This window comes from Faecalimonas sp. LCP19S3_D12 (assembly GCF_052121495.1).
Taxonomy (GTDB): Bacteria; Bacillota; Clostridia; order Lachnospirales; family Lachnospiraceae; genus Faecalimonas.
Genome location: NZ_JBQKED010000014.1, coordinates 1 through 17,152, shown reverse-complemented (window position 1 = coordinate 17,152; position 17,152 = coordinate 1). Strand labels below are relative to the sequence as shown.

At 39.1% G+C, this 17,152-nt stretch carries 17 protein-coding genes; all 17 read left to right on the top strand.

Annotated features, from left to right (window positions below; genetic code table 11):
* The first annotated feature begins 53 nt into the window (after window positions 1-53).
* The 17 genes from ACTQXY_RS05870 to ACTQXY_RS05790 all read left to right on the top strand — a co-directional run bounded on the left by ACTQXY_RS05870 (window position 54) and on the right by ACTQXY_RS05790 (window position 17,055).
* Window positions 54-581, top strand: coding sequence for a YceD family protein (locus tag ACTQXY_RS05870; protein WP_441658712.1), 528 nt, complete (start codon window positions 54-56; stop codon window positions 579-581).
* 3 nt (window positions 582-584) lie between these two features.
* Complete coding sequence (gene rpmF, locus ACTQXY_RS05865) at window positions 585-764, top strand: 50S ribosomal protein L32 (protein ID WP_004612498.1); 180 nt, start codon at window positions 585-587, stop codon at window positions 762-764.
* Between the two features lie 189 nt (window positions 765-953).
* On the top strand, window positions 954-1,979 hold the full coding sequence (plsX, locus tag ACTQXY_RS05860) for a phosphate acyltransferase PlsX (protein WP_441658711.1): 1,026 nt from the start codon (window positions 954-956) through the stop codon (window positions 1,977-1,979).
* 29 nt (window positions 1,980-2,008) lie between these two features.
* Entirely contained in the window at window positions 2,009-2,239 is a 231-nt protein-coding gene (gene acpP / locus ACTQXY_RS05855) for an acyl carrier protein (protein ID WP_441658710.1), read from the top strand.
* Window positions 2,240-2,295: 56 nt separating this feature from the next.
* Window positions 2,296-2,991 carry a ribonuclease III gene (rnc, locus tag ACTQXY_RS05850; RefSeq protein WP_441658709.1) on the top strand — a complete coding sequence of 232 codons (696 nt, stop codon included), beginning with the start codon at window positions 2,296-2,298 and terminating at the stop codon, window positions 2,989-2,991.
* A gap of 7 nt (window positions 2,992-2,998) precedes the next feature.
* Window positions 2,999-6,559 (top strand): chromosome segregation protein SMC, encoded by a 3,561-nt coding sequence (gene smc / locus ACTQXY_RS05845; RefSeq protein ID WP_441658708.1) that lies wholly within the window; start codon window positions 2,999-3,001, stop codon window positions 6,557-6,559.
* An 8-nt stretch (window positions 6,560-6,567) separates the two neighbouring features.
* Window positions 6,568-7,500, top strand: coding sequence for a signal recognition particle-docking protein FtsY (ftsY, locus tag ACTQXY_RS05840; protein ID WP_441658707.1), 933 nt, complete (start codon window positions 6,568-6,570; stop codon window positions 7,498-7,500).
* A 26-nt stretch (window positions 7,501-7,526) separates the two neighbouring features.
* Window positions 7,527-8,741, top strand: coding sequence for a threonine ammonia-lyase (ilvA, locus tag ACTQXY_RS05835; RefSeq protein WP_441658706.1), 1,215 nt, complete (start codon window positions 7,527-7,529; stop codon window positions 8,739-8,741).
* 24 nt (window positions 8,742-8,765) lie between these two features.
* Window positions 8,766-9,242 carry a DUF1653 domain-containing protein gene (locus tag ACTQXY_RS05830; protein ID WP_441658705.1) on the top strand — a complete coding sequence of 159 codons (477 nt, stop codon included), beginning with the start codon at window positions 8,766-8,768 and terminating at the stop codon, window positions 9,240-9,242.
* A 13-nt stretch (window positions 9,243-9,255) separates the two neighbouring features.
* On the top strand, window positions 9,256-9,975 hold the full coding sequence (locus tag ACTQXY_RS05825) for a LytTR family transcriptional regulator DNA-binding domain-containing protein (RefSeq protein ID WP_441658704.1): 720 nt from the start codon (window positions 9,256-9,258) through the stop codon (window positions 9,973-9,975).
* Between the two features lie 2 nt (window positions 9,976-9,977).
* Window positions 9,978-11,276, top strand: a complete 1,299-nt coding sequence (locus ACTQXY_RS05820; protein WP_441658703.1) for a GHKL domain-containing protein — start codon at window positions 9,978-9,980, stop codon at window positions 11,274-11,276.
* A gap of 92 nt (window positions 11,277-11,368) precedes the next feature.
* Window positions 11,369-11,647 (top strand): accessory gene regulator B family protein, encoded by a 279-nt coding sequence (locus tag ACTQXY_RS05815; RefSeq protein WP_441658702.1) that lies wholly within the window; start codon window positions 11,369-11,371, stop codon window positions 11,645-11,647.
* 105 nt (window positions 11,648-11,752) lie between these two features.
* On the top strand, window positions 11,753-13,096 hold the full coding sequence (locus tag ACTQXY_RS05810; protein WP_441658701.1) for an extracellular solute-binding protein: 1,344 nt from the start codon (window positions 11,753-11,755) through the stop codon (window positions 13,094-13,096).
* Between the two features lie 3 nt (window positions 13,097-13,099).
* The gene (locus ACTQXY_RS05805; RefSeq protein ID WP_441658700.1) at window positions 13,100-13,942 is read left to right on the top strand and encodes an ABC transporter permease subunit; all 843 of its coding nucleotides are present in this window, start codon (window positions 13,100-13,102) and stop codon (window positions 13,940-13,942) included.
* Window positions 13,939-14,778 (top strand): ABC transporter permease subunit, encoded by an 840-nt coding sequence (locus tag ACTQXY_RS05800; protein ID WP_441658699.1) that lies wholly within the window; start codon window positions 13,939-13,941, stop codon window positions 14,776-14,778. The genes ACTQXY_RS05805 and ACTQXY_RS05800 overlap by 4 nt, the downstream gene beginning before the upstream one ends.
* A gap of 4 nt (window positions 14,779-14,782) precedes the next feature.
* A complete protein-coding gene (locus ACTQXY_RS05795; RefSeq protein ID WP_441658698.1) occupies window positions 14,783-16,120 on the top strand; it encodes an efflux RND transporter periplasmic adaptor subunit in 1,338 nt (445 codons plus the stop codon).
* The gene (locus ACTQXY_RS05790) at window positions 16,117-17,055 is read left to right on the top strand and encodes an ABC transporter permease (protein WP_441658697.1); all 939 of its coding nucleotides are present in this window, start codon (window positions 16,117-16,119) and stop codon (window positions 17,053-17,055) included. The genes ACTQXY_RS05795 and ACTQXY_RS05790 overlap by 4 nt, the downstream gene beginning before the upstream one ends.
* The last annotated feature ends 97 nt before the right edge of the window (window positions 17,056-17,152 follow it).

Genomic DNA, 17,152 nt, shown 5'->3' with positions numbered 1-17,152 from the left:
GACAAATATCATTTACATGCTATAATAGTTTAGGTATGAATAGGAGTAACAATATGTTAATAAACCTATCAGACGTATTGTCTGAACATCATAAGACAATTGATAAGACTACTTCGGTGGAGATGACAGAATTTCATTCAGAATTCGGATGCTTTTCGGTTCTTGAGAAAGAGGATGTTCACATCGTTGTGAAACATGTGAAGAATCGCGAACTCATGATTACAGGAGAGAGCAGACTTGTGTTGGAGATTCCGTGTGATCGTTGTTTAGAGACGGTTCCAACAGAATTTGTTTTGGAATTTACGAAGAATGTAGACTTGGATGAGTCAAATGAAGAACAGGCGATGGAATTAGATGAAAAAAATTATATTGACGGATATAATCTTGACGTAGACAAATTACTCTATAATGAGATTTTGATAGGATGGCCGATGAAAATTCTATGTCGCGAAGACTGTAAAGGAATTTGCAACATGTGTGGTCAAAACCTAAATAAGGGAACTTGTGACTGTGAAGATACAAGCCTTGACCCTAGAATGTCAGTTATCCGCGATGTTTTTAAGAATTTTAAGGAGGTGTAATCTATGTCAATCTGTCCAAAGAATAAATCTTCTAAAGCTAGAAGAGATAAAAGAAGAGCAAACTGGAAAATGAGCGCTCCAAATTTAGTAAAATGCAGCAAATGTGGAGAATTAATGATGCCACACAGAGTATGCAAAGCTTGCGGATCTTACAATAAAAAAGAGATTGTTAGCGTTGACTAATGAAAAGCGTAGGAGAAGGTTATCTGTTGATAACCTTCTTTTCATTAGAAAGGATTTTGAAAGTTGCCTATAAATCCGGCGGCAAATGAGTGATTGTCGAAAAAAACTATGGAAACTCCAAAAAAGTTTATATTGATTTTTAGAGTGATGTCTAGTAAAATTACTGTTAGCAGTGCAGGAGGTAATAGCATGTCAGAAATTACAAAAGTAGCATTAGATGTCATGGGTGGAGATAACGCACCCGTAGAGATTGTAAAAGGTGCAATGGATGCCATCAGCAAGAGAAAAGATATTAAGATCTTTCTTGTAGGTCAGGAGAATATTGTACAAAAAGAATTAGAAAAATATACTTACGATAGGGAACAGATTGAAGTTATAGATGCGCCAGAAGTGATCGAGACAGCAGAACCGCCGGTCATGGCAATTCGTAAGAAAAAACAATCATCAATCGTAGTCGCGATGAATATGGTAAAAAAAGGAGAGGCGGATGCATTTGTCTCTGCCGGAAGTTCAGGAGCGATTCTTGTCGGAGGACAGCTTTTAGTCGGTCGTATCAAAGGCGTGGAGAGACCACCGCTTGCACCATTATTGCCGACAGAAAAAGGTGTTTCATTGCTAATTGACTGTGGCGCTAATGTAGATGCAAGACCTTCTCACTTGGTACAATTTGCAAAGATGGGTTCGATCTATATGGAACATGTTGTGGGTGTGAAGAATCCGAAGGTTGCGATTGTGAATATTGGTGCAGAAGAGGAAAAAGGGAACGCACTTGTAAAAGAGACATTCCCGCTGCTAAAAGAATGTGAGGATATCAACTTTATAGGAAGCATTGAAGCACGCGAGATTCCACATGGAATGGCAGATGTAATTGTATGTGAGGCATTTGTCGGAAACGTTATCTTAAAACTTTATGAAGGAGTCGGTGCAGTGCTAATCAGCAAAGTGAAAAAAGGTATGATGACTTCGCTTCGAAGTAAGATAGGTGCTTTGCTAGTGAAACCAGCACTGAAAGAGACATTAAAAAGCTTTGATGCAAGTGAACACGGTGGTGCACCGTTGCTTGGTTTGAATGGACTTGTAGTAAAGACACATGGAAGTTCCAAGGCAAAAGAGGTATCCAACTCAATTATTCAATGTGTAACGTTCAAAGAGCAGGGAATTAATGAAAAAATAAAAGAACGTATACAAAAACAAGAAAATGAGAATCAGGAATAAAAGATTCTGAGACAAAGGGAGAGAAAGAAATGGAATTTGAAAAATTACAAGAAATTATTGTGGATGTATTAAATGTAGGAGCAGAAGATATCACAATGGATACAACATTTGTGGATGATCTGGGCGCAGACTCGTTAGATATTTTCCAGATTATTATGGGAATTGAAGAAACCTTTGACATTGAGATCGACAATGAGGAAGCTGAAAAGATCGTTACAGTTGGTGACGCAGTAGAACAGATTAAGAATGCGATTAACTAATCAAATCATGAAAAAGCCCTGCGTAGGGCTTTTTCGCGTTTAGAAAGGAAGATTTTATGGAACAGACAATGAGAGAGTTACAGGAAAGAATCGGATATACTTTCCACAGACAGGAGTTGTTAAAATCAGCATTGATGCACAGCTCTTATACGAATGAAACACATTTGCCGAAATATAAGTGTAATGAACGTCTGGAATTCTTGGGAGATGCGGTACTAGAGCTTGTATCCAGCGAATTTTTGTTCTTTGCAGATCAAAAGATGCCTGAGGGAGAATTGACAAAGACGAGAGCAAGCATGGTCTGCGAGCCTTCCCTTGCGTTCTGTGCAAGAGAGCTTGAGCTTGGCCAATATTTGTTTATGGGACGAGGAGAAGAGAATACAGGAGGAAGAGAGCGGGACTCCATCACATCCGATGCACTGGAAGCACTCATCGGTGCAATTTATTTAGATGGTGGTTTTGCTAATGCAAAAGAGTTTATCTTAAAATTTGTCTTGAATGATCTGGAGCATAAGAAACTCTTTTATGATAGCAAGACTATCCTGCAGGAGATTGTGCAGGCGCATTTCCCATATGGAGTGGTGTATCATCTTATAAAAGAGGAGGGACCGGATCATAATAAATCGTTTACGGTTGCTGTTCATATTGGCGAGGAGTGTTATGGAGAGGGAACTGGAAGGACAAAGAAAGCAGCAGAACAGGAAGCGGCATACCATGCGATTTTAAAGTTGCATGAGAAGAACATAAAGTAGGTGTAGGATGTATTTAAAAAGTATTGAAGTACAGGGCTTTAAGTCCTTTGCAAATAAGATTTTATTCGAGTTCCATAATGGAATTACCGGGATTGTAGGACCGAATGGAAGTGGAAAGAGTAATGTCGCAGATGCCGTGCGCTGGGTGCTTGGTGAACAGCGCGCAAAGCAGCTTCGAGGTGGGAACATGCAGGATGTTATTTTCTCAGGCACTGAGAATCGAAAACCATTAAGCTATGCATCTGTTGCAATCACTCTGGACAATTCAGATCATCAGCTTGCGATTGATTTTGAGGAAGTGACAGTTGCTCGTAAGATTTACCGCTCCGGTGAGAGTGAATATCTGATCAACGGAAGTCCTTGCCGATTGAAGGATGTCAATGAATTGTTCTATGACACCGGAATTGGAAAAGAAGGATACTCAATTATCGGGCAGGGGCAGATCGATAAGATTTTAAGTGGAAAGCCTGAGGAACGAAGAGAGCTGTTTGACGAAGCTGCCGGAATTGTAAAATTCAAAAAGCGAAAAAATATGTCTGTGAAGAAGTTGGAGGAAGAAAGGCAGAATCTCGTTCGTGTAAATGATATTCTTGCCGAACTGGAAAAACAGATCGGACCTTTGGAAAAACAATCTGAAGTGGCTAGAGAATATCTGAAAAAGAAAGAATCTTTGAAAACATATGATATCAACCTGTTTTTGCTGGAAACTGAGAGACTTAAAAAAGAAATTGCAGGAGTAGCTGAGAAGCTTACGAATGCAACAAAAGAGCTTGCAGAGGCAACGACACGATATGAAAATACGAAGACAGAATATGAGGCGATTGAACTAAAGACCGATGAGATTGACGCTGCGATGGAGAAGGCTAAGAGTCAGTTGAATGAGACCACATTATTAAAGCAGCAGCTGGAAGGTCAGATTGAGGTCCTGAAAGAGCAGATTAACACGGCACGAATGAATGATGAGCACATTGAACAGCGCTCTAAGACGATTTATAACGAAATGTCTGAGAGGGAAAAGAATCTTTCGGCGATGGGAAAAGATAAGTTTCAGATTCAGGAAAAGTTGTCAGAGCAGGAGGAACAGGAGAAGGCAGCACAGCAACAGCTTTTGAAAATTCAAACAAAGAGTGCGGAACTTACAGGGGCAATTGATGAGAATCAGAATCAGATTATGGAGATTCTGAATAATCGCACAGCTACGAAGGTAAAGAAACAGCGCTATGACTCGATGATGGAACAGATTCAGGTGCGCCGTTCGGAGATGCATCAAAAATTAATTGCCGTGGAAAGCGAGGCATCCGAGCACGATGAGCTCATTGCAAAGTTCGAGGCAGAGCTTCAGGAAATTGCACAGACGATTTCCGGATATGTCACAGAGAATAAAACATATGAAGAAAAGATAGCCGCCCTGCAGCAGACGATTGCCAAAAAGAACGAACAGCTGCGTATCGGACAGACTGCATTTCACCGGGAACAATCTAGATTAGAGTCGTTAAAGAATATTACAGAGCGCTATGACGGATATGGGAACAGCATCCGAAAAGTCATGGAAAAGAAAGAGCAGGAAAAAGGACTCTTAGGTGTTGTTGCAGATCTGATCAAAGTGGACAAAGCGTATGAGATTGCGGTGGAGACTGCCCTTGGAGGAAGTATCCAGAACATCGTAACAGATAATGAAGAGACGGCAAAGCGGATGATTACGTTTTTGAAGCAGAATAAATTCGGTCGGGCGACATTTCTCCCGCTGACGAGTATCAATGGAACTGCCGGTATTCGACAAAACGAGGCTCTTCAAGAGGAGGGGGTGATCGGGCTTGCGAATACACTTGTCAAGGTGGAAGAAATATACAGAGGGCTTGCCGATCATTTGCTTGGAAGAACAGTTGTTGTAAAGCATATTGACCACGGGGTGGCGCTGGCAAAAAAATATAAGCAGACACTTCGCATTGTCACTTTAGAAGGAGAGTTGATTAATCCAGGCGGAGCAATGACCGGTGGAGCCTTCCGCAATTCCAGCAATCTTTTGAGCAGACGTCGTGAGATTGAAGAATTTGAAAAGACTGTCGAAAAGCTGAAAAGCGAGATGGATCAGATGGAGCAGGAAGTGGAACACGAAAAAGAGGTGAGAGCGGACTACTACAGTAAGATAGAGGTTATCAAGCAGCAACTTCAGAAGGCTTATGTCATCCAGAATACGGCAAAGATGAATGCAGAGCAGGTTAAGGCAAAGAAAGCAGATGCGAAGGCGGTTTCAAGCAAGATTCATGAAGAAGGAGCTGAGTTGGAACGGCAGATAAAGGAAATTCGAGAAAATCATGCATCGATTCAGGTAGAATTGGAAACTTCCGAAAAATTAGAACAAGAATTGACGGAACAGATTGCAAGCTATCAAAAAGAGTTAGATCAGGAACGTGAACGAGAAAGTAAACAGCTTTTGGAATCTGAGAAAGTGCATCTCGCTTATGCTGCAATGGAACAGAAATATCAGTTCCTGTTAGAAAATGAGCAGCGTATTCAGGAGGAGATCACGAAATTCAACGAGGAATTGTCTGCACTTCGTGCTAATAAAGGGGATGCATCCGAAGAGATTAGGAAAAAAGAGACCCAGATTGAAGACATTCGGCTGACGATTGCAAATTCGAAAGAATTGTTTGAGGAGATTCAAAAAGAGATTGCGTCTTATAGCAGTCAGAAAGAAGAACTCACAAAGAAACATAAAGCATTTCTTGCAGAGCGAGAAGCACTTTCCAAACACATGTCAGATCTGGACAAAGAAGCATTTCGTTTGAACAGTCAGAAAGAAGCATTTGAGCAGGCTTCAGAAAAGCAGATCAACTATATGTGGGAAGAATATGAGCTGACTTACAATATGGCGTTGAAGATCAAAGATGAGAACCTGACGGATCTTACGTTTATCAAAAAACAGATACAGGCTTTGAAAAATGAGATTCGTTTACTTGGAAATGTCAATGTTAATGCGATTGAGGATTTTAAGGAAGTATCAGAGAGATATGCATTTTTAAAGAATCAGCATGATGACTTGATTGAGGCGGAAGCGACATTAAAACAGATTATCGAGGAGCTGGATGCAGCCATGCGAAAACAGTTCAGGGAACGTTTTGCGGAAATCTGTGTGGAATTCGATAAGGTGTTCAAGCAGCTATTCGGAGGCGGAAAAGGGACATTGGAACTTCAGGAGGAAGAAGATATTCTGGAGGCGGGAATCCGCATCATTGCACAGCCTCCTGGAAAGAAACTGCAGAATATGATGCAGCTTTCGGGTGGCGAAAAAGCATTGACAGCCATTTCGCTGTTGTTTGCAATTCAGAATTTGAAACCATCCCCGTTCTGCCTGCTTGATGAGATTGAGGCTGCACTGGATGACTCGAACGTCGACCGTTATGCGAGATATTTGCATAAACTGACAAAAAACACGCAGTTTATTGTGATTACGCATCGTAGAGGAACGATGACTGCGGCAGATAGACTATATGGAATTACGATGCAGGAAAAAGGGGTATCGACCCTTGTATCTGTAGATTTACTAGATAAAGAATTGACGAATTAGGAGGAGTTATGGGAGAAGAAAAAAAAGGATTTTTTAAACGATTGGTAGCCGGACTTACAAAGACAAGGGATAATATTGTATCCGGAATTGACAGTATTTTTAATGGATTTTCAAACATCGACGACGACTTTTATGAAGAGCTCGAAGAGATTCTTATTATGGGAGATTTGGGCGTCCATGCGACAATGGAAGTTATTGAGGATCTGAAGAAAAAAGTCAAAGAAAACCATATTAAGGAGCCAGCAGACTGTAAGCAGTTTTTAATTGACAGTATCAAAGAACAGATGGATGTCGGGGAAGCCGCATATGAGTTCGAGAATCGTACATCGGTTGTATTAATCATTGGGGTAAATGGTGTCGGAAAGACGACGACCATCGGAAAACTTGCCGGAAAACTACGGGCACAGAATAAGAAAGTCGTACTTGCAGCAGCAGATACATTCCGTGCGGCAGCAGGAGAGCAGCTTAAAGAATGGGCAAACCGTGCCGAGGCAGAATTGATTGGCGGTCAGGAAGGATCTGACCCGGCTTCGGTTGTATATGATGCGGTTGCAGCGGCTAAGGCACGAAAAGCAGATGTTCTTTTGGTGGACACGGCAGGACGTCTTCATAATAAAAAGAACCTGATGGAAGAACTTCGAAAAATTAACCGTGTCTTGGAGAGAGAATATCCAGATGCGTATCGTGAGACATTGGTTGTGTTGGATGGAACAACCGGTCAAAATGCGTTAGCACAGGCAAAAGAATTTAAAGATGTTGCAGATATCACAGGTATCGTGCTGACAAAGATGGACGGAACAGCCAAAGGCGGAATTGCAGTAGCCATTCAATCAGAACTTGGTATCCCTGTAAAATACATCGGTGTCGGGGAAAGTATTGATGATTTGCAGAAATTTAACTCCGATGACTTTGTAGATGCACTGTTTCTCACCAAAGAGTAATAAAAATAAAGAAAGAAGGAATCCATATGTTGACATTAGAAAAATTTGAGCAGGCAAGTGAAATTGTAAAACGAGTAACGAATCCAACAAAGCTGGTATACAGTGACTACTTAAGTCAGCAGACAGGCGGAAAAGTGTATTTAAAACCGGAAAATATGCAATATACCGGAGCATATAAGCTGCGCGGTGCATATTATAAAATCAGCACCTTGTCTGAAGAAGAAAGAGCAAAAGGTCTGATCACAGCTTCTGCCGGGAACCATGCACAGGGCGTCGCATATGCGGCGAAAGCATTTGGCTGCAAAGCGACAATTGTTATGCCGACTGTGACACCACTTATCAAGGTGAATCGTACAAAAAGCTATGGAGCAGAAGTGATTTTACATGGGGATGTATATGACGACGCCTGTGCAAAAGCATATGAACTGGCAGAAGAACACGGATATACATTTGTACATCCGTTTGATGATTTGGACGTTGCAACCGGTCAGGGCACAATCACAATGGAGATTATTCAGGAACTTCCGACGGTTGACTATATTTTGGCACCAATCGGCGGCGGCGGTCTGATCACAGGTGTGTCAACACTTGCGAAAATGCTGAATCCAAAGATTAAAGTCATCGGTGTAGAACCTGCGGAGGCGGCAAGTATGAAAGCGGCGCTCAAAGCCGGACATGTTGTGACGCTGCCAAGTGCAAATACAATTGCGGATGGTACTGCTGTAAAAACAGTCGGTGAAAATACATTAGAATATGTGAAAGAAAATGTAGATCAGATTGTGACTGTGGAGGATGATGAATTAATTGGAGCATTCTTGGATATGGTTGAAAATCATAAGATGATCGTAGAAAATTCAGGATTGTTGTCTGTTGCCGCTTTAAAGCAGCTTGATTTGAAAGGAAAGAAAGTCGTATCGATTCTAAGCGGCGGAAATATGGATGTCATCACAATGTCGTCTATTGTGCAGCACGGTCTGATCCAAAGAGACAGAATCTTCTCTGTATCAGTATTGCTTCCGGATAAGCCGGGAGAATTGGTACGTGTCGCAGACACAATCGCAAAAGCGCAGGGAAATGTTATCAAACTGGAACACAATCAGTTTGTCAGCACAAACCGTAATGCAGCAGTGGAGCTTCGTATTACGATGGAATCATTTGGTACAGAGCACAAGAAAGAAATCCTAAAGGCACTGGAAGACAATGGATATAATCCGAAAAGCATCAGTGCAAAATTGTATTAGAAATCATCCGGAAAGGAAAGATATATGGAGTATAATAGAAGACCAAAAGAAGGGGAATGCTATCGACACTTTAAAGGAAGACGGTATCAGGTTATTGGAATCGCAAAGCATTCGGAGACGATGGAAGAGATGGTTGTGTACAGGCAATTATATGGCGAACAGGAATTGTATGTAAGACCGCTAGAGATGTTCACAAGCAAAGTGGATAAAGAAAAATATCCAGAAATAGAGCAAGAATATCGGTTTGAATTAGAAACAGATGAGGAAGGCAGGAGAGAGGATGACCGTTCCCTTATCTGGGAGTTTTTAGATTTGTCTTCGACAAAAGAAAAAATAGATTTTTTGCAAAAGAGAAAATCCGAGATTACGGAAGAATTTATCGGAATCGTAGCGCAGAGCCTTGATTTTGTAGAGAATGATGGGGAATTGGAAGAACGGTATGCGGCGGTGATGCAATATCTGCGGACTGTGATGCGGTACGAGAGCGGGAGATTAAGGTAGGCTAGGGAGAAAAATGGGAGCAAAGACAAAAATATGGAAAATTGCAGTCTGTGATGATGAGACTGTGTTTTTAGACAAGATACAACAGCTGACCACGGACTATTATATGGACAGAGATATGACGGTAGAAGTACACTGTTATGAAAATGCGGAGTCATTTTTGCAAAGTGATATATCGGTATACGATTTAATCTTTCTAGATATGAATATGGTGGAGAAAAATGGAGTTGAAGTGGCGAAGGAACTTCGAGGACAGGGAATAGACACACCGATTATCTATATTTCTGCCCATATAGAAATGGCGCCTTATGGATACGTGGTTAATGCGTTTCGCTATTTATTGAAACAAGATTTGGAACAGACATTTTATTTAGCTATGAATGATGTAATGAGAGAGTTGAAACTTCATATGGAGACAATAGAAGTACGAACTGAAAATGTGCAGATAGAATTGCGGCTTTCAGATATTGTATATGTAGAAAGTTATAAACGGTATCTGCTGATACATACAAAAAAAGACGAATATAAGCAGTATGGTAAGATATCAGATATGGAGAAAATGCTTTGTGAAAAAGGATTTTTGCGAAGTCATAAGAGTTATCTTGTCAATTTGGAGCATGTAATAAAGATTAAAAATCGGATACTTTTTTTAGACAATGGAAATGAACTGCCGTGCAGCAAAGAGCGGTATTCAGAAATTGTACATCAGTATGTGATGTGGAAAGGGCGGTAGAAATGGTACTACTTTTGGATTGTATCTTTGTTTTTATGGAATTAATCGGATTTTTAATAGTTGCAAATGTTTATTTTGAAAAAAGATTCCATGGGAAAAAGGTAATGATTATTGCCATCATCGGCGGTATTATTTTTTTTGAAATGTTAGGTCTCTTTTTTAATTTTGTTGGAACAACAACGATAAAATCTGTGTTAGCTATATTCAATTTCTTTTTCTTTCTTCAATTGCTTTATCAGGGAGAAAAACTAAAGAAACTGTTTTTAGTTGCAATGTATTACATTCTTTTGTACGCAGTGGATTATTTGGGGATGGCAGGAAGTTTACTAATTTTAAATACGGATATAGGCACATTATATAACAGCAAACTTGCATATATCATAGTTGCTCTCTTATCAAAAATCATGTTGATTTACAGTTGTATTATCTTTTCTAAGATAGTGGAAAACAGGCGGAAGGATGAGAAATTTTCTGTTTTGAAGTGGGGACAGATTTTGGTTGTTCCGATTTGTATGATTTTGAATTTGACAGTTGTCGTGTATGACCTTATAAAGAACAATGAGATTACATTTATACTATTTTTGGATATTGTGTTATTACTTGCAGGAACATTTATTTATGCATATTTAGAGACAGAATTGGAGAAAAAGAAACAGATAGAAATTAGTAATCTAATTCTCACTCAGCAAATACAGGCAGAAGAGAAGCAGGCAGAATTAGTACGGAATCATTTGCAGGAGCAAAGAAAATTGACACATGATTTTCAAAATCATCTATATACACTTCAAGAGTTATTGAAAAATCCTAAGCATACAGAAGAGGCAAGGGCATATATTGGGCAATTAACAGAAAAAAGTGAGGAAAAAATGCAGGCAGTTTATACAAAGAATCCCATTATCGACGCGTTACTGAATCAAAAATACAATGTCTGTAAAAGGGAACAGATTCCGGTTTTTTTTGAATTGAATGATCTGCATACATTTGATATTAAGCAGGAAAAAATAGTTGTAATTTTATCTAATATTTTAGATAATGCGATTGAAGCATGCCGAAAGCAGGAGATGGGGCGATATATCAAGGTGAAATTTTTGTCAGACAATCTTGAAACGATCTTATCTATTCAAAATGCAACAAATGGGGAAAAACAGAGTCATTTTGAACAATTTGCATCAACCAAGGAAGATAGGCTGCTTCATGGATATGGCTTAAAAAATGCACTGCAGGCGGTAGAAGACAGTGGGGGAACAGGTGAGATTGCATGTGAAAATGGAATCTTTCAATTTACTGCTATTTGGAATTGATATCCGTTGGGAACAAAAATTGTCCATTGGGAACAAAATTATTGATAAAAATAAAAAAAATGTTATTCTAAAGTTACAAAGGAGAAATACATATGCTTCTAAAAGTAACAGAAAGAATGGCATTTTTTTTGTGGGATAAGAAAATAATACAGAAAGACGATATAGAATGGTGTATCTATTTATTTCAAAAATGGATATTGAATATTGGAAGTTACACGGTATTATGTCTTATTGGGTGTCTCATTGTCACTCCAATTCAAGTGCTGCTATATTTATCGAATTTTCAGATTTTACGAAAGGAAAGCGGAGGATACCATGCAAAGACACCGCTTCAATGTATTTTGGTATCAATTTATTTGTGTTTTGTGTGAGCAGGTATACGAAATGGATAAGGGAATTCTAACAAAACAAGAGAAACTTGCTGAACGAGATAATATTTGGGACAATAATAAAAAAGCGGAGGAGAATAAATAATAATGAAACGATTAATAGGCATACTTATTTTATTTGCAATGGTCTTATCTGGCTGTGCAAATGGGGAAACAAAAGACAAGGCGGATAAGCATAATCAGGGAAACAAAAAATCTGATGTAGTTCGATTGTATACACTGCGGGAAAATGAAAATCTTAAACAAAGTATTACACTGTTTAATGAAAAGTTTCGAGATTACAATGCGGTTTTAGAAGTTGGAATGAGTGGCGAAGACGGAATGACCGTTTCAGATGCGGTTCGCAGTCTGAATACAGAGATTATGGCGGGAAATGGTCCTGATATTATTTTAATGGACGGTCTTCCAGTCAACGATTATATAGAAAAAGGTGTATTGGAGGATTTGAGTGACACGATAAAAACAGTAGAAGAAAGCGGAGAAGACTTGTTTGAGAATATACTTCAGGCATATGCAAAGAAAGATAAATTGTATGCAGTACCATCGCTTTTCTCAGTACCAATTATCATGGGAAGAGAGGATGCAGTGACATCAGAGGAAGTGGCGGACATCTCAGGAACAATTCAGACACGGACAGAGGAACAGATTAAAGGAATTGCGTGTAATGCAACACAAAGTATTCCGTTACTTCTGATGACGTCGTGGAATGATATTATTACAAAAGAAAACGCAGTCAATAAAGAGGCTTTGGTGACATTCTTGGAGGAAACAAAAATACTTTTTGATGCATCCAATATTGATTTGGAATTACCATATTACCAAGAAGTACCTCCGTTTAAAGAAATGATAGATACATATCCAAACTATTTTGGAGACGGCGGTTTGACTATGGCATTTCAGCAGAATGTCATTTCTGTAGATGTGTTAGGTATGGGGCAGATATTGGCTCAATTGAAAAGTGTGAGTGCAAATACGCCTGTGTTCTACGAATATCTGAATAAAGAAAATGGAAAACAATTTATTCCGAAGTGGATATTTGGTGTAACTGCATCTAGCGAAAATAAAGAGGCTGCGAAAGCCTTTGTATCGTACTTTTTATCTTCTGAGAATATGGATCGGTATGATTGGACGTTCAGTGTGAATAAGACAAGTTTTATGAATACACTCCCAATATCAGAGACAAAGGAACAGTTGACAACCATGTATCCAGAACAGGACAGCACGGAAGGGATTCGTATTAATAAGCTGAACGCGGATGAGGCAGAGGAGTTTGTAAACTTCTTAAGTGAAGCAGACACGATGCCTTCTGTGGAGCTGACGGTGTTTGAGGAAATTCTGACACAGGCAAAAAAATATGTTTATGGGGAGGAAGCGTTAGACCAAGTAGTCAATGCAATTATTGAAAAAGTAGAGATTTATCAGGCGGAGTAACTTATGAAAAAGAAAAAAAAATGGGTGGGATATTTATTTATCCTCCCTAGTTTTATTGGTGTATTGGTATTTGTATTGATTCCATATATGGATGTTTTGAAGAGGGCTTTTATGCAGACGGCTTCTGGAAAGTTTGTGGGAGCTTTGAATTTTGTGAATATTTTTCAGAATAAGGCATTTCTTTTGGCGATAGCAAATACCGGACGGTTTGTCGGAATTTGTATTCCAATTCTACTTGTTCTATCATTGGGGATTGGGGTACTGCTCGCAAAAAAGACTGCTCACACAAAGTTTTTTAAAACTGGTTTTTTGATACCAATGGTAATTCCGGTTGCATCCGTTGTGATTTTGTGGCAATTTTTGTTTGATAAAGCCGGATTTGTAAATGGAATATTACACATTTTTGGAATGGATAGCGTGGATTGGATGAATGATTCTTGCGCCTTTTATGTATTGGTGTTCAGTTACATTTGGAAAAATTTAGGATACTGTATTATCCTTTGGCTGGCGGGAATTGCCATGATTCCAAATGAGATTTACGAGGCGTCAAAGGTGGATGGGGCAGGAGAGTGGCAGTGTTTTCTTCGCATCACGTTGCCCAATCTGAAAAGTACATTCTTTACAGTACTTGTATTGTCTATTATTAATTCTTTCAAGGTTTTTCGGGAAGCATATTTGGTCGCAGGAGATTATCCAAACCGAAGTATGTACCTATTACAACATTTGTTTAATAACTGGTTTCGGGATTTGGAATTAGATAAGATGGCTGCCGGAGCTGTCAGCTTATCGGTTATTATGATAATTTTGATATTGAGCCTTTGGAAAATAGGAGGAAAGCAGGAATGAAAGGAATATTGTCAAAGACGATACTGCTTGTATTGATCTTTTTTTGCTGCTATCCAATTGTTTTTGTATGTATAGGTTCTTTTATGGGGAATGCAGAACTTACAGAGCTGCTTTCGCCACTTATAGACGGAACAGGTGGATATGCAAAATGGCATCTGCTTCCAACAGAGCCAACGTTACGCTCTTGGATTGCAATGCTTCTAGATACTCCAGAATTTTTTGTAACATTTTGGAATACTGTAAAAATTACATTGGGTAGTTTGATTGGACAGCTATTATTTGCAGTACCTGCCGCATGGGGATTTGCAAAGTATAAATTCCCATTCCGCAGGAGTCTGTTTATGCTGTATATTATTCTGATGATGATGCCGTTCCAAGTGATGATGCTGTCCAATTATTTAGTATTGGACAAATTACAGCTTTTGGATACACTTTGGGCATTGATTTTGCCAAGTATATTTTCGACCTTTCCGGTTTTTATTATGTATAATTCATTTCGAGAGATTCCGAATGAAGTGATTGAGGCTGGAAGGATTGATGGGGCAACAGAATTTTGCATTTTCTTTAAAATTGGGATACCGCTTGGGAAATCGGGCGTCTTTTCGGCGATGGTTCTGAGTTTTTTGGAGTGCTGGAATCTGATTGAACAACCACTTACTTTTCTAAAAGACAAGACGTTGTGGCCTATGTCCATATTTTTGCCGGTGATTGAGGCGGACAATGCAGGAATTGCATTTGTAACATCTGTAATTTCCCTAATTCCAACAATGCTTGTTTTCTTTTTAGGACAGGAGTATTTGGAAAAAGGAATTTCTTATATGAGCATGAAGGAGTAGACAGATGAAAGAAAAACTAATAAAAGTAATTGCAATTTTCTTTGGAGTTATGGCTGCCTTTACGATTTTATCAAGAGCAGCATACAATATAAGCACTCCAAAAGTAATGCTTGGAAAAGCAGAAGAAATGGAGCTGGGACCGGATATTAGCGGAAGTGGTGTTGTGGAAGCGCGAGAAATTGTTCCGGTATCTACAGAAGAACAGAAGATTATCAAAAAGGTTCACGTATTGGCAGGACAGGCAGTGAAAATTGGAGATACACTGTATGAATTGAATTTAGAGAAGCTTGGAAAAGAGATAGAAGAAAAAGAAAATGAGTTAAAAGGGATTGAACTACAGATTGAATCAGCAAAAAGTGTGCAGGCAGTGACGAAGCAGTCCAAACAAGCCGCGCAGTCACAGGCTGTGGCAGATTACGAACGAGCGGCACAGATTGCAGACAGAGAGATTGCTGCGGCAGAAGCAGATTGGACAACAGCAGAAAATGAGTATAGAAAATTTCAGAATGATCCTTCGCTATACCCAGAAAAAACGGAACAAGAGCTTTTGCAGAGCCTTCAGGAAGCGAAGAAATCATATGAGGCGGCAATTGCAGCAAAGGATGAGTCTCTTTATCAGGCACAAAAAGCGATTGATTCCGCAAATTTACCAGAAGCAAAGGATACTACTGTTGAACAGACAGAGCTGATGAAGAAAAATATAGAAAAGCAGCTTTCGGTTTTGAAAGAGCTTCAAACAATGGAAGGAAAAGTGACATCTCCCATTAACGGAGTCGTCTCAGCGGTGAATATTCAGACAGGCGGGATGACCACCGGAACAGCAGATGTCATGATTGCAGATGCATCGGCAGATATGATACTCAAAATACCATTTCCGGCAGAGTACAAGGAATATATCACAAATGGTACAGAGGTGGAATTGGTATCCGACGCGCTTATGGAAAAGGAGATTCAAGCAGTTGGAGAACTTGAGATTATGGCAGTACAGGAGAATGTAGAGAACGGAAATGAAATAGAAGCAAGTATTTTGATTCCGAAAAATACGTTATCAATTGGAACTGCTATTGAGGTTAAAATTAATACTAAAAAGGAAAATTATGCGCAATGTGTTCCATTAGAGGCGCTGCATCAAGGAGAAGATGAGCAATATTATGTCTATGCAATTGATGAAAAGAAAACAATTCTTGGGACAGAATCTGTTGCACAACGCGTAAATGTGAACGTAAAATATAAGGGAGAACGCTATGTGGCATTAGAAGGTTTGGGAGTCGAACAAAAATTTATCATATCTTCCACAAAACAGATTCAAGAAGGCGGTCGTGTAAAACCGCAGAAACAGTGAGAGCGCATAAAAAGCAGATTGTTTTTGGGATTGTTGCATTTTTGACAATCTGCTCTTATATATTGGCAACACATCATATGCAGAGGCTAGAGGAATACACACAGATATTGTCTTTTGTAAATGTTGGAGAAGCAGGATTTCCAATGTCTGAGACAGAAGACAATCGATGTACGTTTTGGTCGGAATATGCAGGAATGACAGTAGAAAATACGGCGCTTTCACGAGTTACAGATGCCTCTGTACTGGCATTGCATGGTCGAAGTGATTTGTTATTTTCAGATGCTCCGGTGCTTGATGCACAAAGCAATAATAGTTGTCTGATTAGCTCTTCCTTAGCATATGAGTTATTTGGTGATACAAATGTCGAAGGACTTTCGATTAAATATCAGGAAGCTTCTTATAAGATCGTCGGTGTAATTGACCATAAAGAAAAGCTTTTTGTATATGAGCCTTTAAAGGAAAATATTGTTTCTTTTCATAGGGTAGCATTTGATATAAGTGGAGAAAACTCTGTGAAAATGCAGGAAGAGTCTCTGCAAATGAAGTATGGCAATGGAAACGTAATTGACTACACTCTGATTATGTTTACTTTAGAATCATTCCTTTTAGGGATTCCGGTCCTTATGGCAATATTATTGTTAAAACTAGTGTGGAATGAGGCAAGAGGAAGTGGCGCTAGAATAGAAAGATATATTTGGTTTGGAGTTTTTTTCATAGTGGGCGTGATTGTATTGTTCTGCTGTTTAAAACAGATTCAGATTCCAGCGGATATGATTCCAGAACGATGGTCTAATTTTGAATTTTGGACAGATTATATGAAAGAACAAAAGGACAATTTCAATAGACTGAGTACAATACAAAAGACAATATTGGATACAAGGATATCGTCCGAAATAAAGCGTGTAATAGGATATAATATATTAGAGCGTGTTTGAAAATTAAAAAGTGCACAAAATATTTGTTTATAGCCCTTCTTTCATGGTAAAATAAAGAAAAAGGGGCTGATATTATGTCAAGACGTTACGAACTAAC